Annotated in this window: 22 protein-coding genes; 7 read left to right on the forward strand and 15 right to left on the reverse strand. The window is 73.5% G+C overall.

The genetic code is table 11. The features are described from left to right. Positions 1 to 6: 6 nt before the first annotated feature. Together ACMT9T_RS05100 and ACMT9T_RS05105 are read right to left on the reverse strand one after the other, a co-directional pair. Positions 7 to 1,119, reverse strand: coding sequence for a glycosyltransferase family 4 protein (locus ACMT9T_RS05100; protein WP_414744527.1), 1,113 nt, complete (start codon positions 1,117 to 1,119; stop codon positions 7 to 9). Beyond that, the gene (locus ACMT9T_RS05105; protein WP_414744528.1) at positions 1,116 to 2,531 is read right to left on the reverse strand and encodes a polysaccharide biosynthesis protein; all 1,416 of its coding nucleotides are present in this window, start codon (positions 2,529 to 2,531) and stop codon (positions 1,116 to 1,118) included. The genes ACMT9T_RS05100 and ACMT9T_RS05105 overlap by 4 nt, the downstream gene beginning before the upstream one ends. A 56-nt stretch (positions 2,532 to 2,587) precedes the next feature. On the opposite strand from ACMT9T_RS05105, the gene ACMT9T_RS05110 reads away from it, so the two are divergent. After that, positions 2,588 to 5,803: an arabinosyltransferase domain-containing protein gene (locus ACMT9T_RS05110; protein ID WP_414744529.1), complete on the forward strand. Its 3,216-nt coding sequence runs from the start codon at positions 2,588 to 2,590 to the stop codon at positions 5,801 to 5,803. A gap of 251 nt (positions 5,804 to 6,054) precedes the next feature. On the opposite strand, the gene ACMT9T_RS05115 is transcribed toward ACMT9T_RS05110, so the two are convergent. The 8 genes from ACMT9T_RS05115 to ACMT9T_RS05150 all read right to left on the reverse strand — a co-directional run bounded on the left by ACMT9T_RS05115 (position 6,055) and on the right by ACMT9T_RS05150 (position 15,369). Continuing rightward, the gene (locus ACMT9T_RS05115; protein ID WP_414744530.1) at positions 6,055 to 7,944 is read right to left on the reverse strand and encodes an LGFP repeat-containing protein; all 1,890 of its coding nucleotides are present in this window, start codon (positions 7,942 to 7,944) and stop codon (positions 6,055 to 6,057) included. Between the two features lie 208 nt (positions 7,945 to 8,152). After that, positions 8,153 to 10,171, reverse strand: a complete 2,019-nt coding sequence (locus ACMT9T_RS05120; protein WP_414744531.1) for a glycosyltransferase — start codon at positions 10,169 to 10,171, stop codon at positions 8,153 to 8,155. Between the two features lie 2 nt (positions 10,172 to 10,173). Then, the gene (gene glf, locus ACMT9T_RS05125) at positions 10,174 to 11,346 is read right to left on the reverse strand and encodes a UDP-galactopyranose mutase (RefSeq protein ID WP_414744532.1); all 1,173 of its coding nucleotides are present in this window, start codon (positions 11,344 to 11,346) and stop codon (positions 10,174 to 10,176) included. A gap of 68 nt (positions 11,347 to 11,414) precedes the next feature. Further along, positions 11,415 to 12,260, reverse strand: a complete 846-nt coding sequence (locus tag ACMT9T_RS05130; RefSeq protein WP_414744533.1) for a glycosyltransferase — start codon at positions 12,258 to 12,260, stop codon at positions 11,415 to 11,417. Next, positions 12,257 to 13,219, reverse strand: coding sequence for a glycosyltransferase (locus tag ACMT9T_RS05135; RefSeq protein WP_414744534.1), 963 nt, complete (start codon positions 13,217 to 13,219; stop codon positions 12,257 to 12,259). Before ACMT9T_RS05135 ends, ACMT9T_RS05130 begins: the two co-directional genes overlap by 4 nt. Before the next feature lie 140 nt (positions 13,220 to 13,359). Next, positions 13,360 to 14,238, reverse strand: coding sequence for a glucose-1-phosphate thymidylyltransferase RfbA (rfbA, locus tag ACMT9T_RS05140; protein ID WP_414744535.1), 879 nt, complete (start codon positions 14,236 to 14,238; stop codon positions 13,360 to 13,362). Positions 14,239 to 14,241: 3 nt separating this feature from the next. Beyond that, positions 14,242 to 14,847, reverse strand: a complete 606-nt coding sequence (locus ACMT9T_RS05145; RefSeq protein WP_414744536.1) for a dTDP-4-dehydrorhamnose 3,5-epimerase family protein — start codon at positions 14,845 to 14,847, stop codon at positions 14,242 to 14,244. A gap of 21 nt (positions 14,848 to 14,868) precedes the next feature. Beyond that, positions 14,869 to 15,369 carry a GtrA family protein gene (locus tag ACMT9T_RS05150; RefSeq protein WP_414744537.1) on the reverse strand — a complete coding sequence of 167 codons (501 nt, stop codon included), beginning with the start codon at positions 15,367 to 15,369 and terminating at the stop codon, positions 14,869 to 14,871. A gap of 175 nt (positions 15,370 to 15,544) precedes the next feature. Between ACMT9T_RS05150 and rfbB the strand changes: the two genes are divergently transcribed. From rfbB to ACMT9T_RS05175, 5 genes are all read left to right on the forward strand, one after another. Then, positions 15,545 to 16,534: a dTDP-glucose 4,6-dehydratase gene (gene rfbB, locus ACMT9T_RS05155; RefSeq protein ID WP_414744538.1), complete on the forward strand. Its 990-nt coding sequence runs from the start codon at positions 15,545 to 15,547 to the stop codon at positions 16,532 to 16,534. After that, on the forward strand, positions 16,531 to 17,385 hold the full coding sequence (rfbD, locus tag ACMT9T_RS05160) for a dTDP-4-dehydrorhamnose reductase (RefSeq protein ID WP_414744539.1): 855 nt from the start codon (positions 16,531 to 16,533) through the stop codon (positions 17,383 to 17,385). Before rfbB ends, rfbD begins: the two co-directional genes overlap by 4 nt. Positions 17,386 to 17,479: 94 nt before the next feature. Further along, positions 17,480 to 18,349, forward strand: coding sequence for an ABC transporter permease (locus tag ACMT9T_RS05165; RefSeq protein WP_414744540.1), 870 nt, complete (start codon positions 17,480 to 17,482; stop codon positions 18,347 to 18,349). Next, complete coding sequence (locus ACMT9T_RS05170) at positions 18,333 to 19,079, forward strand: ABC transporter ATP-binding protein (protein ID WP_414744541.1); 747 nt, start codon at positions 18,333 to 18,335, stop codon at positions 19,077 to 19,079. Before ACMT9T_RS05165 ends, ACMT9T_RS05170 begins: the two co-directional genes overlap by 17 nt. 91 nt (positions 19,080 to 19,170) lie before the next feature. After that, on the forward strand, positions 19,171 to 20,310 hold the full coding sequence (locus ACMT9T_RS05175; protein ID WP_414744542.1) for a glycosyltransferase family 4 protein: 1,140 nt from the start codon (positions 19,171 to 19,173) through the stop codon (positions 20,308 to 20,310). Between the two features lie 15 nt (positions 20,311 to 20,325). On the opposite strand, the gene ACMT9T_RS05180 is transcribed toward ACMT9T_RS05175, so the two are convergent. The 3 genes from ACMT9T_RS05180 to ACMT9T_RS05190 are packed head-to-tail and all read right to left on the reverse strand — an operon-like array spanning position 20,326 to position 23,383. Next, a complete protein-coding gene (locus tag ACMT9T_RS05180; protein WP_414744543.1) occupies positions 20,326 to 21,675 on the reverse strand; it encodes an LCP family protein in 1,350 nt (449 codons plus the stop codon). After that, entirely contained in the window at positions 21,672 to 22,196 is a 525-nt protein-coding gene (gene purE, locus ACMT9T_RS05185; RefSeq protein WP_414744544.1) for a 5-(carboxyamino)imidazole ribonucleotide mutase, read from the reverse strand. The genes ACMT9T_RS05180 and purE overlap by 4 nt, the downstream gene beginning before the upstream one ends. A 59-nt stretch (positions 22,197 to 22,255) precedes the next feature. Next, on the reverse strand, positions 22,256 to 23,383 hold the full coding sequence (locus tag ACMT9T_RS05190) for a 5-(carboxyamino)imidazole ribonucleotide synthase (protein ID WP_414744545.1): 1,128 nt from the start codon (positions 23,381 to 23,383) through the stop codon (positions 22,256 to 22,258). A 140-nt stretch (positions 23,384 to 23,523) separates the two neighbouring features. On the opposite strand from ACMT9T_RS05190, the gene ACMT9T_RS05195 reads away from it, so the two are divergent. Beyond that, on the forward strand, positions 23,524 to 24,054 hold the full coding sequence (locus ACMT9T_RS05195; RefSeq protein ID WP_414744546.1) for a GtrA family protein: 531 nt from the start codon (positions 23,524 to 23,526) through the stop codon (positions 24,052 to 24,054). A 46-nt stretch (positions 24,055 to 24,100) separates the two neighbouring features. On the opposite strand, the gene ACMT9T_RS05200 is transcribed toward ACMT9T_RS05195, so the two are convergent. Both ACMT9T_RS05200 and ACMT9T_RS05205 read right to left on the reverse strand, forming a co-directional pair. Next, entirely contained in the window at positions 24,101 to 24,883 is a 783-nt protein-coding gene (locus ACMT9T_RS05200; protein ID WP_414744547.1) for a PH domain-containing protein, read from the reverse strand. A 3-nt stretch (positions 24,884 to 24,886) separates the two neighbouring features. Further along, the gene (locus ACMT9T_RS05205) at positions 24,887 to 25,669 is read right to left on the reverse strand and encodes a biotin--[acetyl-CoA-carboxylase] ligase (RefSeq protein ID WP_414744548.1); all 783 of its coding nucleotides are present in this window, start codon (positions 25,667 to 25,669) and stop codon (positions 24,887 to 24,889) included. Positions 25,670 to 25,691: the final 22 nt, after the last annotated feature.

Consider the following 25,691-nt stretch of genomic DNA (forward strand, 5'->3'; position numbering starts at 1 on the left):
GCCCGGTCAGCGCGCGAGCGAGGCGAACAGCTCCTCGTAGGCGCGCGTGGCGGTCTCCACCCCGTACAGCTCCTTCGCCCGCGCGGCCATGGCCGGCACGTCGTCCGTGCGACCCGCGATCCGCTCGAGGGCGCGGGTGATGGCGGCGGCGTCGCGGGGCGGCACGACCACGCCGAAGCCCGTCGTCCGGACGGGCTGCCGGACCCCGGGCAGGTCGGACGCGACCGCGGGCACGCCCGCGATCATGCCCTCCACCTGCACGATCCCGAACGCCTCGAACGCGTTCACGGAGGTCAGGGCGAACGCGTCGACGCTGGCGTACAGGTCGGGGACGTCCTCGTCCGCGACGAAGCCGAGCAGGCGGATCCGGTCGTCGCCCGCGATGCGCTCCTTCACCCGATCGATGACCGAGCCGCCCGCGACCTTGGAGAAGTCGCCGCCGATGATCAGGCGCGCATCGGGCCGGTCGAGCGCCGAGAACCCCTCGACGAGGTACTCGATGCCCTTCTCCTCGACGATGCGGCCGAGGAAGCCGACGTGCAGGCCGTCGGTCTCGCGGAAGGCCGGGCGTCCGCCGCTGCGGTCGTGGCAGCCCGGCGCGATGACGGCGCGGCCGCGGACGAGGGCGGACGCGATGCGCGAGTGGTCGGCGTAGTCGTCGCTCGTGACCACGACGCGCGTCGAGCTGCGTGCCGCGAGCACGCTCGAGCGGTCCATGACGGTGCGCTGGACCGCGTTCACGATGCCGCTCGGCAGGTCGACGTCGCAGTGGTACGTGGTGACGACCCGCGTGATCCGCGCCGCGCGCCACGCGAGCGGCCCCGCCTCGACCATGGGCGCGTGGATGTTCACGACGTCGGCGTGGCGGGCCTCGCGGAGCACGGTGGGGATGAAGGCCGGGCTGATGACGCCCTTGCCGAGCTGGAGCAGCACGGGCGTGCGCACCACCCGGACGCCCGAGATCGTCTCCTCGACCGGGAGCTCGGGGTCGTGCCGCGTGGTCACGACGGTCACGCGGTGGCCGCGCTCCACGAGGCCCTCCGCGACGTCCCGGGCCACGTTGGTGAGCCCGCTGACGTAGGGGGCGTAGTAGGTGAGGGCGATGACGACGTCGGTCACGGGGTCTCCTTGTTCGTGGGCGCCCGCGCGAGGCGGGCCTGTCGGGTGCCGACGGCGCGCAGCCGCAGCAGCGCCGTGATCCAGCCGATGAGGGATCCGGCGCCGAAGCCGGCCGCGATGGCCGTGGACCAGCCGAGCGGCCCCTGCAGCAGGGCGGTCGCCGCGGCGGCCGCGGCCAGGGCGATGACCCAGGCCAGGGACGAGTCGCGGTGGCGGTCGGTGGCGATGAGGGCCTGCGTGCCGATCACGAGGCCGACGTGCGCGAACACGCCGAGCACGAGGATCCCGACGTCGAGCGACGGCAGCGAGCGGCCGGTGCCGAAGACGAGCGTGATCACCCACGGCCCCACCAGTGCGGCGACCGCGCCGGCGATGACGCCGACCCCCGCGATCGCGGCCGCGAGGAGCGACATGCGGCGGATGAGGGCCGCCGTCTCCCCGCGGCGCACGTAGGCGACCAGCGGGGGGACGATGAGCCCCTGCAGCGGGACGAGCATGAAGAGGGGCACGCGGGCGACGCTGAAGGTGGCCTGGAAGGCGCCGGCGGTCCCCACCGTGCGGTCGAGCGCCGCGATGACGACGGGCCCGGCGTTGAGGAGGAGCTGCGCGCAGACGCCGGCCCCGAGGAGCGCGAGGTACGCGCGCCGGATCCCCTGCCCGACCGTGCGTCCCGCGGAGTCGTCGGAGCCGAGCCCCGCCTCGTCGACCACGGCGCCCTCGACCGCGACGAGGGCGGGATCGGCCGCGGCGGCGGGCGGCGTGGCGGCGGGCGCGGGATCCGCGGCGCGGGCGCGGATCCGCAGCAGCACCGGGACGTGGCCGAGCCCGATGGCCGCGAGGAGGGCGGCGGCGAACCACGCGACGGCGTCCGGCAGTCCGGTCAGCGTGAGGAGGAGCAGCGCGGCGAGGGCCAGCACGACGCGCAGGCCCGAGTCGGCGAGCAGGACGCGGGAGTACGCGGGGACGTCGCCGCGCGCCACCATCGCGCCGCGCGCGGTGAACTGGAGGGCGGAGACGGGCGCGATGAGCGCGTACGCGACCACCAGGCCGAGCGGCATCCCCGCGCCGAGGAGGAGGGGCGAGGCCGCCGCGACCACGACGACGCCCGCGAGCGCGACGACGGAGGACAGCCCGAGGGCGGCCCGGACGGCCGACCGGACGTCGCGGCCGTGCGCGCCGAGGCGCGCGAGCTCCTGCTCGACCGGCAGGAAGAGGCCGAATCCCACGACCAGGGCGACGGACCAGAACACGGAGAACATGTCGAACGCGGCGTCGCCGGTGGCGGCGTCCGGGGCGAGGGCGGCGACCCCGCGGGAGACGATCCCGAGGAAGACGTAGGTGACGAGGCCCGTGACGACCGTGGCTCCCATCACCAGCAGCGCCCGACGGGAGGCGCTGGGGAGGGCGGTCATCGCATCAGGCTACCGTCCGGGATCCGGGCGACCCGATCCTGTACCCTCGGGTCACTGTGCCGTCCTCCTCCCCCGCGCCCGCGTCCGCCTCCCCCGCGACCCCCCGGAGCGCCTCCCGACGGCCGGGGCCCGCGCTCCTCGCGGGACTCCTCGGGGCGGTGGCCATCGCCTCGGGCGGCCTGCTCGCGCTGGCCCCCGTCGACACCGCCGACGTGCGGGTCGCATGGCCCCAGGACGCGTCCGACATCCGCTCCACGTCGCTCCTCCTCACCAACCAGACGCCGCACTCGATCGATGCCTCCTTCACGTCCCGCGCGGTCGATGCGGCCGCCGCGACGGACGACGGCGTGCTCCTCGCCACCATCGACCCGGCCGAGCCCGAGGCGGCGACCGACGGCCTCGTCCTCACCGCCAGCGGCACCACGCTCACCCTCCAGGCCTCCGGCACCACCGAGCGCATCCCCCTCACCGCGGGCGACGACGTGTCCTACGCGCTGCACTCCGACGTGCACGGGCTGACCCTCGACGCCGACGGGACCCGCGTCGTCGATCTGCCCGGCACCCTCCCCCCGCAGATCGACGCGCTGGCCAGCAGCGTGACCTCGGTGGACGCGCCCTCGGACCTGACCGTCGGCGTGCACGTGGTCGACGACTTCGACAGCACCCCCAGCGGCATCAAGGTCGCGATCATGGTGCTGATGTGGCTGAGCCTCGTCGCCGCCCTCGTGCTCCTCGCCCGGGACGACCGCCGCCGACGCCGGGACCGCGCGGCCGCCTCGGCCGTCGAGGCGGACGGGCAGGAGCCCGTGGGACGGGCGTCCGCGGACGCCGTCGCCGCCGCCTCGTCCACGACCGGGGGCGCGGGTCCGCGCCGCGGCCGTGCGGCCCGCGCGCTCCGCGCCCTGCGTCCGGTCGACGCGGTGGTCGTCGCCCTGCTGACGCTCTGGATCTTCATCGGCCCGATGACCGACGACGACGGCTACTACGCCGCCATGTCCCTCAACGACGGCGTCGCCGGGTTCGTCGGCAACTACTACCAGATGTTCAACCAGTCGTTCACGCCCTTCACCTGGTTCTGGCAGCTGCTCGGCGCCTGGCAGGAGCTCGGCGGACGCTCGCCGGTGTGGCTGCGCGTGCCGGCGCTCGTCGCGGGCGTGGCCGCCTGGTTCGTGACCCGCCACCTGCTCGAGCGGGCCGCCGTCCGCCTCTCCCGCCGCGCCCGCCTGTGGGCACGCGGCCTCCTCGCCGCGACGTTCCTCATCTGGTGGCTGTCGTACACGATCGGCAGCCGGCCGGAGATCCTGGGCTCCCTCGCCGGGGTCGTCGTCGTCGCGCTCGTCCTGCGCTCGCGCGACCGCGGGACGCTGCTGCCCGCCGCGCTCGCCGCCCTCGCCGCCGGACTCGCGTTCGCGGCCCACCCCACGGGCGTCGTCGCGTTCGCGCCGCTGCTCCTCGGCATCCCCGGGTTCTGGCGGCTCGCCTACCGGGGCGGCTCCCGCCTCGCCGCGGCCGCCCGCACCGTCGCGGTCCTCTCCGTGGGATCCGTCGCCCTGTTCGCGGCCTTCGCCGACGCCACGCTCTCGGACGCCCTGACCGGCCCGAAGCGCTTCGCCGCGGTCGAGACGCCGCTCACGTGGCTCAACGAGTGGTCGCGGTACGCACTGCTCATGAACGACATCCCCATGGGGTCGTACGCGAAGCGGTCCGTCGTCCTGCTCGCCCTCGTGCTCCTGATCTGGTGGGTGGCCACGTACGCCGCGTCCCGCATGTCGCCGCGCGCCGCCCGCCTCATCCCCGCGCCCCTCGAGCTCGCCGGCTGGGGCCTCGCGCTCTCGTTCGTCCTGCTGTGGATCACCCCCAGCAAGTGGACGCACCACTTCGGCGCGATCTCCTCCGTGGGCCCGCTGTTCGTCACGCTGATCCTCGTGCTCGCGCCCGGCATCGTCACGGGCCTGCTGCACGGCCGCCGCGCGCCGTGGTGGCTGACGCCCCTCGCGGTCGCCAGCCTCGTGCCCGTCATCGTCTTCTCCCTGCACGGCCCGAACGCGTGGGCCTACGCCTGGGGCCAGGGCATGTTCGGGGACGGGCGCGCGCCCGGCTTCGGACCCATCCACTTCGGCGCGCTCCCGATCTGGGTCCTCGTCGCGGTGGCGGTCGTCGCCGTCGCGGTCGTCGTGCAGCGCCGCGCCGGTCGGTCCTGGTCCGAGCCGCGCGGCCTCTGGTCCGTCACCGCCCTCGCGACGGTGTTCGCGATCGTCACGGGCGGCTACCTCGTGGGCACGTTCTCGCTCGCCGCCGCGCGCGGGCTCGACGGCTACTCGGTCGGCGCCGTGAACCTCGAGGACCCAGACGGGTCGCAGTGCCTCACCGGTGCGGCCATCACCACGTGGGACGCGAGCGCCGGACGGCCCCTCCCGGTCGCCGACGGCTCCGAGGCCGACGCCGCCGGCAGCGCGCCCTTCGCGCTGGGCGCCGGCTGGCCGGCGTCCGACCCGCCGCCTGCCCTCGCCGACGGCGTCGCGCTCTGGGGCAGCTACGCGGAGGGCGGCGACACCGTCGGCCGCATGACGACCCCGTGGTACCGCGTGCCCGAGACGACCGATCGCCAGCGGATCGCGGTCCTCGTCGGCGGCGAGCTGGCGACGGGCGACGCCGACCGGCTGCGGCTGCAGATCCGGGACGCCGACGACCGCGTCGTCGACCTCGGCGGCGTCGCCGTCGAGGACACCGTCGACCGGCCGGGCTGGCGCACCATCGCCCTGGACCCGTCCCGGCTGTCGCCGGGCGACGAGATCCGGCTGCAGGCGGAGGACGGCACCACCGGCGCCGACGGCTGGTTCGGGTTCACCGCCCCGACGCTCGTCGACCCGGTGTCGTTCAACGACCTCGCCGCGCCCGACGCGCCGACCGCCGTCACGTGGACCTCGTCCTTCTGGTTCCCGTGCCAGCGACCCGTGTCCATCGCGCACGGCATCATCGAGCGCCCCGTCCTCGCGACGACGTTCGGCGAGGGCGGTCCCGACAACATCTGGGTGCAGCGCCGCGGCGGATCCCTGGCCGGCGTGGAGCGCTCCTCCACCGTGGTCACCCTGGCCTCCGACATGGAGGGCGCCGGCAGCTCCTGGGGCCGCGTGCAGCTCTTCGACTACCCCTACGCGGCCGACGCGTACGACCTCACGGTCGAGCGCGTGTCGACCTGGGGCTGGCGCACGCCGTTCGAGCCGGTGTCGCAGATCGTCGAGTACGACCGGGAGCACGGCGCCTCGGAGTGACGCGGGGCGCGCCCCCACGTGGGCGCGCCCGCTCGCGGAGAGGCTCCGTCACCCGTCCCCCGCGCCGGTCCGGCGGAGGGGTGGCGGGCGCCTCGAGCCGAGCCGGGCCACGTGCTCCCCGGCCGCGGAGGCCGGTGATGCCTCCGCCGCCTGAGCGGCGCCGAGTCGCCCGATCGCACGGCACGACGACAGAGGACCGTGCGCCGATCGGCGCACGGTCCTCGTCAGGGTCGGGTTCGGGGCGGATCGACCTAGTTGTAGACGACCTGGACGCCCTGGGCCCCGACGACGATGCGGCCGCCGGTGAACTCCTGCACGACGTCGCCGCCCGAGGCCCGCTCCTCGCCGATCGGCGAGCCCAGCCTGCTGCTCGAGGCGCCGAGCGCCACGTACCGGTCGCCGATCCAGCCGCGCACGATGAACGCGCCGCGCGCCGACGAGTAGATGCCGCCGCCCGCGAAGCGCTGGCTCGCGCCGTTGGGCACCGCGGTCTCGATGCCGGTCGGCGATCCGAGGACGCCGGACTGCTCCCCCGCCGCCGCGTAGCGGTCGCCGATCCAGCCGCGGACGCCGAACGCGCCACGGGAGGACGAGTAGAAGCGGCCACCCTGGAACTGCTGCTGCGCTCCCTGCGACGTGGGTCGCTCGTCGGCGGTGGACAGCCCGAACGCCCCGGCGGCGGCGCCGCGCGCACGGTAGGCGTCGGCGATCCACCCCCGCACCGTGCTCGTGCCGCTCGCGGTGGCCGAGACCAGCCCGCCGGTGAAGTCCTGGTACGCACCGCCCGCGACCTGCTTCTCCTCCGCCTTCGGGAAGCCGAGCAGGCCCGAGTCGCGGCCGAGGGCGCGGTAGCGGTCGCCGATCCAGCCCCGGACGACGAACGCGCCCGCAGAGGACGACACGACGTCGCCGCCCGCGAAGGCCTGACGGGCGCCACCCGGTACCGCCACCTCGTCGGCGGAGGGGAAGGCGAGCACGCCGCCGGCGCCGCCGGCCGCGGTGAAGCGGTCGCCGATCCACCCGCGCACCGCGTAGGCGCCCGCCGCGGACGAGTAGACGGACCCGCCGGAGAACCGCTGGACGGCTCCCCCGGAGATCGACTGCTCGTCGGCCAGCGGGGATCCGAGCGGCCCGCCGGAGGAGCCGCCGCGGTTCCAGGCGTCGCGGATCCAGCCCCGGACCACGAAGGCGCCCGCGGACGACGAGACGATGCTGCCGTTCTGGAAGTCCTGCGCCGCGCCGCCGGGCACGGCCCGCTCCGGCCCGGTCGCCGCGCCGAGGATGCCCGACGCGCCCCCGACGGCCCGGTACTTGTCCCCGATCCAGCCGCTCACGTCGAAGGAGCTCGAGCCGAACCAGTCGGTGAAGTACGCGAAGAAGTTCCGGTTGCCGTACGAGGAGCAGCCGCCCCCGGATCCGTAGGACGAGGCGAGGGCCGCCCGGTCCGGCTGGTAGGGCGTGTAGTAGTAGAGGCTCGACGTTGCCTGGTTGGAGATGTAGACGGCGCTGCTCCCGCACGACGCGTCGGGGTGGTACAGCACCTGCACCGTCGTGCCCTTGGCGTAGCGCGTGTAGCGCGTGCCCCACGAGGTGCCGGGACCCGTGCCCGCGGGGTTGGAGTAGCGCTGGAACGCCCACGCCGCCTTGTAGACCTGGTTGTAGAAGCCGTAGAACTGCTCGTCGCACGCGGCGGTGTCGGGGCAGCCGTACCCGGTGGCCGACCGGTAGGCGCGCGCCGAGGGGGCGGTCGACAGGACGAGGCCCTGCTCCTTCTGCAGCAGGACGATGAGGACCTGCGGGTTGATGCCGCACGCCCGGCCGACCTTCGCGATGATGTCGGCGGCGCTCTCGTTGCGCGCTCCCTGGTAGGGGCCGCACATCGGGTCGGCGCCGCGGGAGAAGGTGTCCTGGCGGTAGTCCTTGAGGCACGTGTAGCCCGAGCGGCAGGACGGGTTGCGCTGCGCCAGGAAGGTCTGCACCTGCGGGGCGCTCATGGTGCCCTCGTCGAAGAACACCGCGTCCGAGATGATCGCGCCGGCGCGGAAGCCGGACATGTCGGCCGCGTCGGCCGCGTCCCGCGTGCCCACGGCACCCGCCATCATGATCCCGCACGCTGTCGCGACCGCGGCGATGACCGCCACCGTCCGACGCGCGGACCCTCTCATCCGTCGCACTTGCCGTCCCCCGCTCCCGGGGGCGCTGACGCGCGCCCCGCTGGGACATGCTAACCGGTGGTCGCGCGCCGTCCGACCGCGGGGATCCGCGGAGCGACGGCGGGGACGGCGCCCCCGTGACGCGGCACGGCCCGACGCGTGCGCGTCGGGCCGTGGGCGTGGTCGGAGCCGAGGATCAGCGTCCGTCGCGCGGCGGGGTGAGGCCGAAGCTCTTCGCCCACTCCCTCTCGCTCGTGATGCGCGGCAGGGCGGCGCGGTAGGCGGCGCGCAGCTGCGGCCACCTGGCGAGGATCCTGGCCCGCAGGACGATGCTCGTGACGAGCATCCGGCGGAACGTCGCCGGGTCCCGGCGATGCAGGAGCGCCGCGGATCCCTCGGCGTTGGAGACGAGCACGCTGTCGTAGTTCGGCACGACCCACCAGCGCGCGTCCGCGAAGGCCAGGTGCGCCTCCGGAGCGGTCTGGGCCGACGGCTTCACGGGCGTGAAGGCGTGGCGCAGCACGACGCGGGCCAGCCAGATCGGCCGGGTGAGGGCGTTCGGCGCCCGGTACTGGCGCGGTCGGCGACGCGAGGCGAGCGCTCCCTCGACGGCGGGGAGGTCGTCCCGGTCCTTGATCGCGACGCCGTCAGTGAAGCCCTTGGCGAGCTCCCTGGTGCGGGCGAGGCGCGTCACCATGTCCTGGTGCAGGCCGCGCGGCCCGCGGAGGACGTTCCGGTACGCCTCGTGGCGCGCGGCCAGCGCGAAGTACTGCATCGAGACGAGGTGGCGCACGTCGGTGGCCAGGTTGGCCGTCAGCAGGCGGCCGCCGCGCGGGAAGGGCGAGTGCAGCAGCGCCACGATGAGGCGGTTGCGTGCGTGGAAGAACGCCTGCCAGTCCTGCGAGTCGTCCTTGTCGACCCACGAGACGTGCCAGACGGCCGCACCGGGGAGGGTGACCGTGGGCACGCCGTGCTCGCGGGCCCGGAGCGCGTACTCGGCGTCGTCCCACTTGATGAACACGGGCAGCGACAGGCCGATCTCGCGGATGGTCTCGACGGGGATGAGGCACATCCACCAGCCGTTGTAGGCGGCGTCGACGCGGCGGTGCATCCACCGGGTCTGGCGCAGGTTCGACGAGGGGAAGTCGTGGCGCGTCGGCGTGACCGGGCCCCACATGAAGTTCCACATGTCGAAGCCCTCGGCGTACGCGTGCAGCTTGCCCTTGTCGTACATGTCGAACATGTGGCCGCCCACGATGGTGGGCTTGACCGCGAAGTCCCCGAACTTGAGCGCGCGCCGGATGCTCTCCGGCTCGATGGTGATGTCGTCGTCGAGCACGAGCACGTAGTCGGACTCGCCGGCCTGGAGCGTCTCGTACATCCCGCGCGAGAAGCCGCCGGATCCGCCGAGGTTGGCCTGGTCGATGACGCGGAGGCGCCCGCCGAGCAGCTCCTCGGCGCGCGGGAACTCGGGCTGGTCCACGATCTTCTGGGTGCCCTGGTCGGTGACGAAGATGTTGTCGATGAGGCGGGTCACCTCGGCGTTGGCGCCGATGTCGGTGAGGAGCTTCACGCAGTACTCGGCGCGGTTGAGCGTCGTGACGGCGAGGCTCACGGATCCCGTCGAGCCGGTGCGGGTGCGGGTGCCCTCGGGGGCGAACCACGCCGCCTGCACGAGCGAGAGGTCGGCCTCCTCGCCCACGAGGTCGAACCAGTACCAGCCGCCGTCGGCGAAGTTCGTGAAGGGCAGCTCGAACGTGCTCGTCGCGGCGCCGTCGAGGATGCGGCCCTCGACCTTCTGGATGACGCCGCGCGCGTTGGACCGGTACACGATGACCTGGCCCTGGCCCTCCGTCATGACCTCGAGGACCACCGCCTCGAGCGACGTGTGCGCCCGCCAGTAGGCAGCGGGGAACGCGTTGAAGTAGGTGCCGAACGAGACCTTGCGGCGGCGGGGCACGCGGAAGCCGCCCTGCCCGTCCATCGCGCTCAGGATGCCGATGTCCGACAGGCGCACGACGGCACGGTCGTGGTCGGCGTCGATGACCTGCATGTTCGTGCCGTGCTTGCGGCGGTCGACGACCGGGATGCTCGTCCAGTAGTCGGCGTCCACGTAGAGCGGGACGGTGTCCGGGTCGTGGTCGGTGGGGAAGATGACGCGCTGCAGGAGCAGCGCCTCGTCGCGGCCCGTGGCCTCGATGAGCGCGTCGGCCATGATCAGGATCCTTCCGTCGCGGCCGGCGCGAGCACCGGCTTGAGGACGTTCTCGTACATCGTGAGCGCCGACCCGATGGCCATGTGCATGTCGAGGTACTGGTAGGTGCCGAGGCGCCCGCCGAAGAAGACGCCCTCCTCGGCCGCCGCGAGCTCGCGGTAGCGCAGGAGGCCCTGGCGGTCGTCCGGCGTGTTGACGGGGTAGTACGGCTCGTCCTCGCGCTCGGCGAAGCGCGAGTACTCGCGCATGATGACCGTCTTGTCCTCCGGGTAGGAGCGCTCCGGGTGGAAGTGGCGGAACTCGTGGACGCGCGTGTAGGGCACGTCGGCGTCGGCGTAGTTCATGACGGGGGTGCCCTGGTGGTCCTTGACCGGCAGCACCTCGCGCTCGAAGTCGAGGGTGCGCCAGGAGAGCGCGCCCTCCGAGTAGTCGAAGTAGCGGTCGATGGCGCCCGTGTAGACGACGGGGACGCGGCCCACGGTGGAGGACTTGGTGACCTCCTGCGACTCGTCGAAGAAGTCGGTGCTCAGGCGGACCTCGATGTTCGGGTGGTCCGCCATGCGCTCGATCCACGCGGTGTAGCCGCCGACGGGCAGGCCCTCGTGGGCGTCGTTGAAGTAGCGGTTGTCGTAGTCGTAGCGGACGGGGAGGCGCGAGATGACCTCGGCCGGCAGCTCCGTGGGATCCGTCTGCCACTGCTTCGCGGTGTAGTCGCGGATGAACGCCTCGTACAGGGGGCGGCCGATGAGGCTGATGCCCTTCTCCTCGAGGTTGCGGGCGTCGCCGGCCTCGAGCTCGGAGGCCTGCTCCTGGATGAGGCGGCGTGCGTCCTCGGGCCCGTGCGCCGCGCGGAAGAACTGGTTGATGGTGCCGAGGTTGATCGGCAGCGGGAAGACCTCGCCGCGGTGGTTCGTGTAGACCTTGTGCACGTACGGCGTGAACTCCGTGAACCGGTTGACGTACTCCCACACGCGCTCGTTGGACGTGTGGAAGAGGTGCGCTCCGTAGCGGTGGACCTCGATGCCCGTCTCCGGGTCGGCCTCGCTGTAGGCGTTGCCGCCGATGTGGTCGCGGCGGTCGATGACCAGCACCCGGAGGCCGAGCTCCTCCGCCACCCGCTCCGCGATCGTGAGGCCGAAGAATCCGGATCCGACTACTACGAGGTCATGGGCCATGGAGAACGGGTCCTTTTCGTGTCTGTGGGGGTCGTCGCGGCGCGACGGCTCAAGGGTACCCTCCCGCATCAGGGGGTGCTGCGACCCGCGCCGGAGCCCCCGGCGAAGACGCGGCCGTACGCCCAGCGGCGCAGGCGCTCGGGGACGAGCCGGTAGCCGCCGCGGATCGCGACGTTGCGCACGGCCTGGTACGGGGTCGTGAAGCGGCGGCGGCGGAACTCCCGCTGGAGGCGCAGCTCGGCCCGCAGCTGCGACAGCCCGCCGCGGCGCGCGTAGGCGCCGTCGCTCACGCGGTACATGACGAGGGGCTCGGGGATGTTCTCGACCCGGGCGCCGGCCTGCACCATGCGCGCGAAGAGGTAGTAGTCCTCCATCAGGCCGATGTCGATGTACCCGCCGGCGGCGCGGACGGCGGAGCGGCGGTACACGACGGTCGGGTGGTTGAAGGGGTCGTGGAAGCGGGCGTAGCCGCCGATGCGGGCGGCGCCCGTGGGCGGCGTGCGGGTGCCGACGATGGTGCCCACCTCGTCCGCGAACTCGTACATGCCCGTGCCCACGAGGTCGAGGCCCGTGCCCATCAGGTCGAGCTGGCGGGCGAACCGCTCCGGGAGGGAGATGTCGTCGGCGTCCATGCGCGCGACGACGTCGTGAGCGCACGCGTCGAGCCCGCGCTCGAGCGCGTGCGCGAGTCCCACGTTGCGCGCCAGGCGGACGACGGACGCCTCCACGGGCGACGACGCGACGGCCTCGTCCACGGCGCGGGCGAGGGCCGCGGAGATCGGCCCGTCCTGCACGACGACGACCTGGTCCGGCCGCAGCGTCTGCTGGTCGACCGAGCTGCGGAACGCGCGCACGAAGTAGTCCGGCTTGTCGCCCGAGTACACGGGGAGGAGGAGGGAGAAGGGCTCCGTCACGCGCGCGCCCCCGCTGCCGCCTCGACGCGCGCGACGTCGTCGCTCGCGGATCCGAGCCCCGCCAGGACCTCGACGTTCGGCCGCGGCCGCGTCAGCAGTCCCGTGCGCAGCCCGCGCACGAGGCCGGACAGGAGGAGGCGCCGGTCGCCGGACCGGAGGATCGTGCGGGTCCACGCGCGCAGCGCCGCGCCGGTGTAGAGGACGCGCTCGGGGGCCGTGAGCGCCGGCGACAGGCGCATCAGCCACGCCTTGTTGCGGACCTCGTAGAAGAAGCGGGCGCCCGGATCCACGTCGGCCGCGCCGAACGTGCGGGTGCGGTGCTCGACGGTGCTGGCCGAGGCGACGTAGCCGCGGCCGCGGCGGAGGAGGCGCGTGCTGAACTCGAAGTCGTCGTTCCAGAGGAAGTAGTCGGCGACCGGGAGGCCGTGACGGTGGATCGCCTCGGCCTCGACCAGCAGCGACACGAAGGACGCGCTCCGCACCGGGTAGGCGCCATGCGCGGCCGCGCGCCGGACGGAGGAGCGGGACGCGCCGGGTCGGACGCGCGGGGTGTTCATGGGGTGCGGTCGGCCGTCGACCCAGCGGACGGCCGAGGCGAGGAGCGCCGTGCGCGCGGGCGCGGCGCGGCGCGCGGCCACGAGGGCGGCGAGCGCTCCGGGATCCGGGACCGTGTCGTCGTCCATGAGCCAGACGGCGTCCGCGGCGTGCGCGGCGAGCGCGCGGGCGATGCCGACCGTGAATCCGCCCGCCCCGCCCGTGTTGCGCGGCAGGACGGTGAGGTCGACGCGCGGGAAGCGCTCCCGGATCACGTCGGCCGTGCCGTCGGAGGAGGCGTTGTCGACCACGACCACGGCGGCGGGCGCGACCGTCTGGGCCTCGAGGGCCCGGAGGGTCTCCTGCACGAGCTCGCGGCGGTCGTAGGCCACGACCACGGCGACGATGCGGTCGCTTCGGCTCACGTCGGACGGCATCCGGTCTTCCCCTCGATCGTGGTCCGGGCGCGCATGCGCCGACCGGACCACCGCCCCGCCGGGGGGCTCGGATCGGCCGGGGCGCGCCGGGCTCCCCCGATGGTAGCGGGGCGCGCCGGGGCGGGAGGTCAGCGCGCCCGGTCGGCCGACTCCGCCAGCTCCGCCAGGTAGCTCCCGTACCCGCTCTTGATGAGCGGCGCCGCGAGCGCCTTCAGTGCGTCGAGGTCGATCCAGCCCGCGCGGTACGCGATCTCCTCGATGCAGCCGATCTTGAAGCCCTGGCGGTCCTCGATGACCTTCACGTACTCGGACGCCTGCATCATGCTCTCGAACGTGCCGGTGTCGAGCCACGCGGTGCCGCGGTCGAGCACCTGGACGCGGAGGCGGCCGGCCTGGAGGTAGTGGTCGTTGACGGCCGTGATCTCGAGCTCGCCGCGCTCGCTGGGCAGGATGCCCTTGGCGATCCCGACCACGTCGTTGTCGAAGAAGTAGAGGCCGGGCACCGCGTACGCGCTCTTGGGCTCCGCCGGCTTCTCCTCGATCGAGACGGCCGTGAAGTCCTCGTCGAACTCGACGACGCCGTAGGCCGTGGGATCCGCCACGTGGTAGGCGAAGATCAGCGCGCCGTCGATCCCGGTGTTCTTCCGCAGGCTCGTGCCGAGGCCGGCGCCGTGGAAGATGTTGTCGCCCAGGACGAGCGCGACGGAGTCGTCGCCGATGAACTCCTCGCCGATGACGAACGCCTGCGCGAGCCCGTCGGGCGACGGCTGCACGGCGTACTCGATGCGCATGCCGAGGTGCGAGCCGTCGCCGAGGAGCGCCCGGAACTGGTCGTTGTACTCGGGCGTCGTGATGATCAGCACCTCGCGGATGTCGGCCATCATCAGCGTCGACAGGGGGTAGTAGATCATCGGCTTGTCGTAGATCGGCATCAGCTGCTTGCTGATGCCCTTGGTGATCGGCCAGAGCCGGGTGCCGGATCCACCGGCCAGGATGATGCCCTTCACGGGTCAGCTCACCTTCTGCGAGTCGTGGAAGGCGCGCATGTCCGACCAGGTGGGGAGGAGCCCGGCCGCCGCCGCCTCGGCGAGCGTCGGGGCCTCGAGGTCCTTCGGGGAGAGGAGCGGCTCGCCGGCCTCCTCGGGGAAGACGAGCCCGAGGTCGGGGTCGAGCGGCGTGATGCCGTGCTCGGCGGACGGGTTGTAGACGTCGCTCACGAGGTAGGTGACGGCGGCGTCGTCGGTCAGCGCGACGAAGCAGTGGCCGAGGCCCTCGGAGATGTAGACGGCCTTGTGCGTCTCCGTGTCGAGGCGGACGCTGTCCCACCGGCCGAAGGTCGGGGATCCCACGCGGATGTCGACGATGAAGTCGAGCACGGCGCCCGAGACGGCCTTCACGTGCTTGGCCTGGCCGCGCGGCACGTCGGCGAAGTGCACGCCGCGCACGACGCCGCGCCGGGACACGCTCATGTTCGCCTGGCGCAGGTCGAGCGGGTGGCCCACCGCCTCCTGGATCTCGTCGAACCGGTACCACTCGAGGAACACGCCCCGGTCGTCGGTCCGCTGGACGGGGGTCAGCTCGTAGGCGTCGGGTACGGCGAGCTCTCGGATCTGCACGCTGCCGACCCTAGCAACGCGTCAGCGCGGGGCAGCGGGTCCTGCGCCCTCCGGCTCGGGCGAGGGCTCCCCCTCTCCGGGGGACGTGCGGCGGAACGAGAAGCGCCCGTGGCCCACGTAGCTGACGACGGTGATGAGGACGACGAGCAGCGCCTGCGCGCCGAGCCGCGGCACCCCGACCGCCACCAGCAGGGGCAGGAGGACCGCGTTGAGCGTGATGGAGACGACGTAGACGGAGACGAACCGCCCGAGGTCGCGGAGCACGTGGCCGTGCACGCGGTAGACCAGCCGGCGGTACAGCGCGAAGGCCACCAGGATCGCGACGGCGTAGCTGCCGAGGAGCGGGACGAGGGAGCCTGCCACGGGGTTCCCGGCCCGGTCGAGGGCGCGGCCGGCCGTCGCCTCGAGGGCCGCGAAGAGCACGAAGGCGAAGACGGTGTTGAACCCGCCGACGAGGAGGAAGCGCACCCGGCGGTCGGCGAGGAGCTCCCGCAGGCGGGCAGCGGGCGGGGTCCGGGGCACGCGTCCATGATGCCCGGCCCGACTGTGCGCGGACCGGCGCCGCACCCCTGATGTGGGGGGCCCGGCCCCCGCCGCGCGGATCGGCTCCCCCGATAGGATCGAGCGCCCGGCGCCCGAACGCCGGCCCACGACGCCGGCCCACCCCTCCGGCGCCTCTACCGAAGGACGTATCCCCATGAGGATCCTCGTGACCGGCGGCGCCGGCTTCATCGGCTCCAACTTCGTGCGCCACGCGCTCGCGGACGACTACGCCGGGTTGGAGGGCGCGGACGTGGTCGTCCTCGACGCGCTCACCTACTCCGGCAACCTCGAGAACCTCGCGCCCGTCAGCGACTCCCCGCGCTACACGTTCGTGCACGGCGACATCCGCGACGACGCCGTCCTCGACGAGTGGATCCCGCAGGTCGACGCCGTCGTGCACTTCGCGGCCGAGAGCCACGTCGACCGCTCCGTCCGCGACGCGAGCATCTTCGTCGAGACCAACGTGCTCGGCACGCAGAAGCTCCTCGACGCCGCGCTCCGCCACGACCTCGAGCGCTTCGTGCACGTCTCCACCGACGAGGTCTACGGATCCATCGCCGAGGGGTCGTGGGACGAGGAGCGTCCGCTCGAGCCCAACTCCCCCTACTCCGCGTCGAAGGCCGGCAGCGACCTGCTCGCCCGCTCGTACCACCGCACGCACGGGTTGAACGTGTCGATCACCCGCTGCTCGAACAACTACGGGCCGTACCACTTCCCCGAGAAGGTCATCCCGCTGTTCGTCACGAACCTCATCGACGACGAGCACGTGCCGCTGTACGGCGAGGGCCTCAACATCCGCGACTGGCTGCACGTCGACGACCACTGCCGCGGCATCGCGCTCGTGCTCGTGCAGGGCGCGCCCGGCGAGATCTACAACATCGGCGGCGGCACCGAGCTCACCAACCGCGAGCTCACGCAGCTCCTCCTCGACGCCACCGGCCGCGACTGGTCGTACGTCGACCGGGTCGAGGACCGCAAGGGCCACGACCTCCGCTACTCGGTGGACATCTCCAAGATCCAGCGCGAGCTGGGCTACGCGCCGCAGGTCCCGTTCGAGCAGGGCCTCGCGGACGTGGTGCGGTGGTACCGCGACAACCGCTCCTGGTGGGAGCCGCTGAAGTCGCGCGCCGAGCTGCCCGCGTGAGCCACGTCCTCGTCACCGGCGGCCGCGGCATGCTCGGGCAGGACCTCCTGCCCGCCCTCGCCGCGCACGACGTGACCGCGCCCGCGCGCGCCGAGCTCGACATCACCGACGCGGCCGCCGTCCGCGCCGCCGTCGCCGGGCACGACGTCGTCGTGAACCTCGCCGCGTACACCGCGGTGGACGCGGCCGAGGAGCACGAGGACGAGGCGCGCGCCGTCAACGCGACGGGCGCCGGCGTGCTCGCGCGGGCCGCGGCCGAGGCGGGCGCGCGCATCGTGCACGTGTCCACCGACTACGTCTTCGACGGATCCGCCACCTCCGCCTACCCGGAGGACGCGCCCCACGCGCCGGTCTCCGCCTACGGCCGCACCAAGGCCGAGGGCGAGCGGCTCGTGCTCGAGGCCCACCCGGAGGGCGCGAGCATCGTGCGCACCGCGTGGCTGTACGGCGCGGGTGGCCCCTCCTTCCCGTCGACGATGCTGCGGCTCGCGGCATCGCACGACACGGTCTCGGTGGTGGACGACCAGCGCGGCCAGCCCACCTGGACCGTCGACCTCGCGGCCCGCATCGTCGAGCTCGTCGACGCGGGCGCGCCCGCGGGCGTCTTCCACGGCACGGGCTCGGGCGAGACGACCTGGCACGGCCTCGCCCGCGCCGTCTTCGCCGAGGCGGGGCTGGATCCCGAGCGCGTGCTCCCGACCGACAGCGCGTCCTTCGTGCGCCCCGCTCCCCGCCCCGCGTACTCCGTCCTGGGCCACGACGGCTGGGCGCGCGTGGGCCTCGCCCCGCTGCGCGACTGGCGCGCGGCGCTGTCCGACGCCGCCGGCCGAGGCGTCCTCCGGGCACGCTGACGGTTACACTCGTGTCCGGTCCGATCCCGGACGCCTCCGCCGACCCCGCTCCGCGCCCCGCGCGAGCCCCACGCAGTCCGAAGGGCACCACCACGTGTCGAGCATGACGACCTCCCAGTCCCGGGAGTTCTCGAGGCCCGGCACGGGCGCGGGGCTCCTGGACGTCTACCGCCGCCGCTACCTCCTCTCCCTCCTCGTGCGGAAGGAGGTCCAGGTCAGGTACCGGGGCTCGGTCCTCGGCTGGCTCTGGTCGTACGTGAAGCCGGCGGCGCAGTTCGCGGTCTTCTTCGTCGCGATGGGGATCTTCCTGCAGCTCAACCGCAACCAGGTGAACTACCCGGTGTACCTGTTCTCGGGGATCATCCTCATCAACTTCTACACGGAGGCGTTCTCCAACTCCACGAAGTCGCTCGTGGACAACGGGGCGCTGATCAAGAAGATCTACCTGCCGCGCGAGCTCTTCCCGGTGTCGAGCACGTTCGTGGCGCTCGTGAACTTCCTGCCGCAGCTCGTGATCCTGCTGGTCGTGTGCCTCTTCGTCGGCTGGGCGCCCACGCCCGTGCAGGTGCTCGGGATCCTGCTGGGCATCGCCATCATCGGCATCCTGGCCATCGGCCTCGGCATGCTGTTCGGCGCGGCCAACGTGTCATTCCGCGACTCGCAGAACTTCGTCGAGCTCATCGTCATGGTCGTGGTGTGGGCGTCGCCCGTGCTGTACCCCTACGCGCAGGTCGCGAAGGTGCTGCCGGACTGGATGCTCGTGATCTACCAGCTCAACCCCGTGACCGCGGCGGTCGAGCTCTTCCACGCCGCGTTCTGGTACCCCACCACGGGCGGCACGGGCGAGCTCCCGCCGAACCTCTGGATGTACGGGTTCATCGCCCTCGGCGTCTCGCTCCTGAGCCTCCTGCTCGGGCAGCTCGTCTTCAAGAAGCTGGAGGGGCGCTTTGCCCAGGACCTCTGAGTCGGACGCGCTCCCGCGCATCATCGTGGAGAACGTGCGCAAGTCGTTCCTCCTCCGCCACACGCACTCCATCAAGGAGACGGTCATCGCGGCCGTCCGCCGCAAGCCCCTCGCATCCACCTTCGACGCGCTCGAGGACGTGAGCTTCGAGGTGCGCCCCGGCGAGTCCGTGGCGCTCCTGGGCTTCAACGGCTCCGGCAAGTCGACGCTGCTGAAGCTCATCTCGGGCGTCTACCAGCCCGACAGCGGCGAGGTGCTCGCGCGCGGCCGCATCGCCGGCCTCATCGAGGTGGGCGCGGGCTTCCACCCCGACCTCTCGGGCCGCGAGAACATCTACCTCAACGCCGCCATCCTCGGCATGGAGCAGCACGAGATCGACGCGCGCTTCGACCAGATCGTCGCGTTCAGCGAGATCGAGAAGTTCATCGACACCGAGGTCAAGCACTACTCCTCGGGCATGTTCCTGCGCCTCGCGTTCTCGGTCGCGATCCACACCGAGGTCGACATCCTGCTGGTGGACGAGATCCTCTCCGTCGGCGACGAGCCGTTCCAGCGGAAGTGCCTCGCGAAGATCCGCGAGCTGCACGACGCGGGCAAGACGCTCGTGGTCGTCAGCCACGACCTCGACATGGTCTCCGACCTGTGCGAGCGCGGGATCCTCATCCAGTCCGGGAAGGTCGCCTTCGACGGCCCGTCCAAGGACGCCGTCGAGCGGATGCGCCAGGGCTGACCCCGCCGGGCGCTCCTCCCGCCCCGCCGGGGCGCGCGTCGGTACGATGGTCCTCCCGCGGGCCGACCCGACACCCGCGCGATGGAGGACCGTGACCACCACGCTGCGCGTGATCATCGACCAGCTGACCGGCCCGACGCCCGGCGGCATCGGCCGCTACGCCGAGGACCTGACGAACGCCATCGTCGCCACCACCCCGAGCGGGTGCGAGGTCGAGGGCGTCGTCTCCGCGATCACGCCGGAGCAGACCGCCGACCTCGAGCTGCGCCTGCCCGGCCTCGCCCGCATCACGCGCGTGCCGCTCCCCCGCCGCGAGCTCTCCCGCGCCTGGCAGCTCGGGCTGCCGACCCCCGGCACGTCCGGCATGGTGCACGCGCCCGGCCTCCTCGCGCCGCTGCGCCGCCACGACCGCGTGAACACGAACGACCAGATCGTCGCCACCATCCACGACGTCAACGCGTGGACGCACCCCGAGAGCATGACGAGCGCGTCCGTCTCCTGGACGAAGGCCATGGCCAAGCGCGCCCGCAAGCACGCCGACGCCGTCGTCGTGCCGTCGCACGCCCTCGCCGAGGAGCTCGCGCGCTACGTCGACCTGGGTGACCGGGTGCGGGTGATCGGCGGGGCCGTGAGCCCGCGCCTCGCGCTCCCCGCGGATCCCGACGCCCGGGCCGCCGAGCTCGACCTGCCGGCCGACTACCTGCTCACCGTCGGGAGCCTGGAGCCGCGCAAGGGCGTGCAGGCGCTCGTGCAGGCGCTCGTGCGTCCGGAGACCGGCGACCTGCCGCTCCTCATCGTCGGACCCGCCACGTGGGGCGACGTCGAGCTCGCGCAGGTGGCGGACGAGGCGGGCGTCGACCCGTCGCGCGTGCGCAGCCTCGGCGCGCTGTCCGACTCCGACCTCGCGGTCGTCCTCGACCGCGCCACCGTCTTCGTCCACCCGAGCCTCTCCGAGGGCTTCGGCCTCCCGGTGATCGAGGCGCTGTCGTTCGGCACCCCCGTGGTCCACTCGGACGCGCCGGCCCTCCTCGAGGTCGCCGCGGACGCCGGCGTGGTCGTGCCCCGCGAGGATCCCGACGGGTACCCGCTGCGCCTCGCCGAGGCCGTCGGCAGCCTGCTCTCCGACACGGCGGCCCGCGAGCGCCTCGCCGTCGTGGGCCACGACCGCGCCCGCGCCTTCAGCTGGCGCGACTCCGCCGAGAAGGTCTGGCAGCTGCACGCCGACCTGTAGACGACGGACGCGGGATCAGCCCGAGGAGCCCTTCGCGAACTGGTCCTGGATCGCCCGGCGGATCGCCGGGAAGTCCGGCTTCTGCGAGTCGAACCGCGGCGGCACGATCTCCAGGTCGTCGATGGGCTGGTCCTTGGTCTTCAGGGCGAGCTGCGTGAAGTAGCCGAGCATGCCGCGCGGCATGTCGGTCTTGACCACCTGCTGACCCGCCGCCGCGATCGCGTCGAACTTGGTGAGCACGTTGGCCGGGTCGAACTGCTTCAGCACGGCCTGCTGCACCTCGCGCTGGCGCGACATGCGGTCGTAGTCGGTGGCCTGGTAGCGGGAGCGCGCGTACCAGAGCGCGTGGTAGCCGTCGAGCTTCTGCTGCCCGGGCTCGATCCACTCGGGGATCGGCACCGGCCGGAACTTCTCGTCGTGCCCGGAGCCCATGCCGATGCGGCGCTTCACGTCGATGTCGATGCCGCCGAGCGCGTCCACCATCTCGGAGAAGCCCTGCATGTCGATGAGCGCGTAGTACTGGATGGTGAGCCCGGTGACGCCCTGCACGGCCTCGCGCATGGCCTCGATGCCGGGCAGGCTCCCCTTCTCCGTCGCGTCGGGGTAGAGGTCCTTCTTGTAGACCTCGACCTCGGTGTAGATGGAGTTGAGCATGCAGGCGTCCACGTCGCAGCGCTGGTAGCCGTTCGGGTAGCGCGCCTTCAGGGGCGAGCCGTCCGAGAACGGCACCTTCTCCATGTCCCGCGGGAGGCCGACCATGGTGGCGCGGCCCGTGTCGGCGTCGACGCTGACCACGGTGATGCTGTCGGGACGGAGGCCCGCCCGGTCGCTGCCCGCGTCGCCGCCGAGCAGCATGATGTTGTACCGGCCGTCGACGGGGGCCTCGGTGGCGTAGTCGCCGAAGATCCCGCCGAGGGCGCCGCGGCCGACGCCGACGATGTACGCCGCGTAGCCCGCGGATCCGGCGGTGCCCACCATGAGCAGCACCGACAGCGCCGCGATGACGGGACGGGCCCGGGGCGCGACCCGGATGATCCGCGCGAGCCGCAGCGTGTCGAGCGCGAGCACGACCCAGAGCACGGCGTACGCGGCGAGGAGCACCTGCAGCAGCAGGAGCAGCCACTCCTGCGAGACGACCTGCAGCAGCGCGCCGCGCGCGAAGAGCGCGAGGCCGCCGGCCACGACGGCGAGGCCCCACACGACGAGCGTGGAGGCGAGGCCCACGCGGCCGAGCCGGCGGTTCCCCGCGAGGACCTGCGCGGATCCGGGGATGAGGACGTTCAGCACCACGAGCCACCAGGCCCGCGTGGTCATGATGCGCGGCGACCGGGTGTCCGGGTGCCGGATGGGCTGGGTCAGGCTCACGCGCTCGACGCGACCCTGTGCTGGAGCGCGGCGTTCTTCCGCTCGACGAGCTCGGCGAGGTCCGTGCGGTGGCGCTCGAGGGCGTCGGCGATGCGCTCGTCGGAGGTGGAGAGGATCCGCGCGGCGAGGAGCCCCGCGTTCTCCGCGCCGCCGATGGAGACGGTGGCCACGGGCACGCCCGCGGGCATCTGCACGATCGACAGCAGCGAGTCCATGCCGTCCAGGGTCGCCAGCGGCACGGGCACGCCGATGACGGGCAGGGTCGTGACGGAGGCGAGCATGCCGGGCAGGTGGGCGGCGCCGCCGGCTCCCGCGACGATGACGCGGATCCCGCGCTCGCGCGCGGTCTTCCCGTAGGCGATCATCCGCTCGGGCGTGCGGTGCGCGGAGAGCACCGCGACCTCGTGGGCGATGCCGAGCGCGTCGAGCGCGACGGACGCCTTCTCCATCACGTTCCAGTCGGAGTCGGAGCCCATGACGAGGCCGACGAGTGCAGGGGTGTCGGGATTCACGGGCTCCATGCTAGGTGCCGCCCGCCGGGTGCCCGCCCGCGCCACGCAGCCCGCGGTCGGCCCGTCGCTCAGCCGCGGAAGAAGGCCGCGGCGGCGCGCGCCCGGTACGCCGTCTCGTCGAGGTCGTCGCCCACCACGGTCACGTGCCCGACCTTGCGGCCGGGGCGCGGGTCCTTGCCGTAGAAGTGGAAGCGGGCGTCCGGCTGGTCGGCGAGCGCCTTCGGGTAGCGGTCGGCGACGGTGCCCGTCTCCGGCCCGCCCAGCACGTTGATCATCACGGACCACGGCGCGAGCGGCCGGGTGGATCCGAGCGGCAGGTCGAGCACGGCCCGCAGGTGCTGCTCGAACTGGCCCGTGACCGCGCCGTCCATCGACCAGTGGCCGGTGTTGTGCGGGCGCATGGCGAGCTCGTTGACGAGCAGGCGGCCGTCCACGGTCTCGAACAGCTCGACGGCGAGCACGCCGGTCACGCCGAGCCCCTCCGCGACGCCGCGCGCCATGGCCTCGGCCGCCTCGCGCAGCCGCGGGCTCGCGCCGTGCGCGGGCGCGATGACCTCGGCGCACACGCCGTCCCGCTGGATCGACTCGACGACGGGCCAGGCGGCGATCTCGCCCGACGGCCGGCGCGCGACCGACTGCGCGAGCTCGCGCGCGTAGTCCACGAGCTCCTCGGCCAGCAGCGCGTCGCCCGCGCCGAGCGCCTGGAACCAGTCGTCGGCCTCGTCAGCGGAGCGCACGACGCGCACGCCCTTGCCGTCGTAGCCGCCGCGCGGCGTCTTGACGACCGCGACGCCGCCGTTGTCGGCGAGGAACGCGGCGAGCGCGTCCCGGTCGGCGACGCGCGCCCAGATCGGCACGGGCACGCCGAGCGCCTCGAGCCTCTCGCGCATGAGGAGCTTGTCCTGGGCGACGAGCAGGGCGTCCGGGCCGGGGTGCACGGCGACGCCCTCCGCGACGAGCGCGCGCAGGACGTGCTGCGGGACGTGCTCGTGGTCGAAGGTGATCACGTCGACGTCGCGCGCGAAGGCCCGGACGACGTCGAGGTCGCGGTAGTCCCCGACGGCGGTGGCGGCGAGGCCGGCGGACATGCCGTCCGCCTCGGCGAGCACGCGGATCCCGATGCCGAGCTCCACGGCGGGCGCGATCATCATCCGGGCGAGCTGGCCGCCTCCGACGACTCCGACGGTGGGCGTCATGGTGTCCTCCTCCAGGTGGGTGGGCCCGCAGGCGACTGCGGGCGACGGCGGGACGGCCGGCGACCGGTGCCGGGATGCAGCCGGTATCGTGGTCCGTCGCGCCACCCGCCATCCTCCCGCATCCCGGACGGACCCCGCCCATGTCCCCACGCCGCTCCCTGGCCTCGCTCGGCGTGCAGATCGCGCGGTTCGGGCTCGTCGGCGGCCTCGGCTTCGCGGTGGACCTCGCGGTCTTCAACCTCCTGCGCGCCACCGTGCTGCACCCCGACGCCCTCGACGTGGGCCCGCTGCTCGCGAAGGTCGCGTCCACCGTGGTCGCCATCGCGGTCAACTGGATCGGCAACCGCTACTGGACCTTCGGCGACCAGCGCACGACGCGTCGCGGCCGCGAGGCGCTCGAGTTCCTCGCCGTGAGCCTGCTCGGCATGGGCATCGGCCTCGCGTGCCTCTACGTCTCGCACTACGTGCTCGGCCTCACGTCGCCGCTCGCCGACAACGTCTCGGCCAACGTCATCGGCCTCGGGCTCGGATCCGCGGTGCGCTTCGTGCTCTACCGCCAGTGGGTGTACTCCCCGGCCCGGCGCCATGCCGTGCCGCCCGCGACCGCAGAGGCCGCGACCGCGGAGGCAGCGACCGCCGCGCACGAACCGGAGGGCGTCCCCGTCCGCTGAGGCCCGCGATGCGGAGACGCCGACACGCACCGCGCCGCCCGACGCGTCAGCCGCGCTGCCAGGGCTGCGTGTCGTCGGGCCACACGTCGGCCTGCCGCCAGGTGGGATCCCCCGGCCGGCCGCGCCGCGACTCCTCCTGACGGCGGCGCTCGGCCACCATGTTCGCGTTCTCCTCCATGAGGTCCTGCAGCGCCTGCACCACGAGCACGGCCGACGGCACGTCGCGGAGCACGACGGGCGACTCGAGGCCCGCGTTGATGGTGACGTGGCCGCTCCGGTGCAGGTGCTGCAAGGGCCCGCGCCGCAGGGTGACGTCGTAGCCGCGCGAGTGCAGCAGCTCCTGGCGCGTGCGGACGAAGAACCCGTGCGAGACGATGAGCCGCCGGGTCGTCACCGTGTAGCGGCGGTTCAACCACACGAGCACGGGCAGCACGGTGACGAAGACCGCGACGCCCGCGAGCGCCACGAGCAGCAGCGCGTTCTCCCACGGCTCGGGGAACCAGCCGCCGAGGTAGCCGGCGGCCAGGCAGATCGCGATGAGCAGGAGCACGGGCAGGGTGAGGGCGCGGCCGTGCGGGCGGAGGCGGACGAGGATGCGCTCGGGTTCGGCGGCAGAGATCTGCTGGGGCGGCGCGGCGGGGGGTGCGGCGGGGCGGCCGAGGCGCGGATCCACGTCGTGCACGGCCGTCAGGCGGCCCGCCTCGTCCTCCGCGCGGCGCTCGCGCTCCGCCTTCTCCGCCTTGCGCCGGGCCCGGCGCCCGCCGCGGACGGGCAGTGCCCTGCCGCCCTCGCCGGGTGCGTACCGCTGCGTGTCACCCGTGTGCGCCATGCCTCATTGATACCGCAGATGCGTCACGTCCCCGGCGGCGACAGACGTGATGGCCGGATCCCCGGGCGACTCCACGGTGAGCCGCCCGTCGTCGTCGACCCCGGTCGCGCGCCCGAGCAGCTCGCCGCCGCCCGGCAGCTCGACCCGCACGTCGCGCCCGATCGTGGCGCACGTCCGCGCGAGCTCCGCCACGAGGCCCGCCGCGCGCGCGTCGCCGTCCGCGTCGACCCACGCGATGCAGCGCGCGCGGAACGCCGCGAGGTAGGCCGCGAGGATCGCGTCGACGTCCGGCTCGGCCACGCCGGCGAGGCGGAGGGAGGTGGAGGTCGGCGTGGGCAGCTCCGCCTCGTCGAGCGTCAGGTTGAGGCCCGTGCCCATGACGAGCAGGCCGGGCGCGACGAGCTCGCCGAGGATCCCCGAGACCTTCCGCCCGTCGACGTGCACGTCGTTCGGCCACTTCAGCGTGACCTCGGCGGGCGCGGGGACGACGTCCCGCAGGGTGGCGACCAGCGCGAGCCCGGCGACGAGCGGCAGCCAGCCGGGGTCGAGGTCCGCGCGACCCGGCGCGCAGACCACGCTCACCGCGAGCGTCCGGCCGGGCGGCGCCACCCACGTGCGGCCGCGGCGCCCGCGCCCCGCCGTCTGGTCGAAGGTCAGGAGGACCGACCCGTCGGGCCAGCCGGCAGGATCCGCGGACGCCCGCCGGGCCAGCTCGTCGTTGGTCGAGCCGGCCGTGTCCAGGGCGACGAGGCGCGGGGCGGCGAGGCGGCTGAGCGGGAGGTCCATGCCGTCACCGTACCCAGCCGAC

It is taken from the genome of Clavibacter vidaverae (assembly GCF_047529985.1).
Classification (GTDB): Bacteria; Actinomycetota; Actinomycetes; order Actinomycetales; family Microbacteriaceae; genus Clavibacter; species Clavibacter nebraskensis_A.

Excerpts from the sequence above, each read along its gene's own strand:
- ACMT9T_RS05105 (WP_414744528.1), bottom strand. The coding sequence starts at position 2,531 with ATGACCGCCCTCCCCAGCGCCTCCCGTCGGGCGCTGCTGGTGATGGGA.
- ACMT9T_RS05120 (WP_414744531.1), bottom strand. The coding sequence starts at position 10,171 with ATGGCCGACGCGCTCATCGAGGCCACGGGCCGCGACGAGGCGCTGCTC.
- glf (WP_414744532.1), bottom strand. The coding sequence starts at position 11,346 with ATGGCCCATGACCTCGTAGTAGTCGGATCCGGATTCTTCGGCCTCACG.
- rfbB (WP_414744538.1), top strand. The coding sequence starts at position 15,545 with ATGAGGATCCTCGTGACCGGCGGCGCCGGCTTCATCGGCTCCAACTTC.
- purE (WP_414744544.1), bottom strand. The coding sequence starts at position 22,196 with ATGGAGCCCGTGAATCCCGACACCCCTGCACTCGTCGGCCTCGTCATG.
- ACMT9T_RS05190 (WP_414744545.1), bottom strand. The coding sequence starts at position 23,383 with ATGACGCCCACCGTCGGAGTCGTCGGAGGCGGCCAGCTCGCCCGGATG.
- ACMT9T_RS05195 (WP_414744546.1), top strand. The coding sequence starts at position 23,524 with ATGTCCCCACGCCGCTCCCTGGCCTCGCTCGGCGTGCAGATCGCGCGG.
- ACMT9T_RS05200 (WP_414744547.1), bottom strand. The coding sequence starts at position 24,883 with ATGGCGCACACGGGTGACACGCAGCGGTACGCACCCGGCGAGGGCGGC.
- ACMT9T_RS05205 (WP_414744548.1), bottom strand. The coding sequence starts at position 25,669 with ATGGACCTCCCGCTCAGCCGCCTCGCCGCCCCGCGCCTCGTCGCCCTG.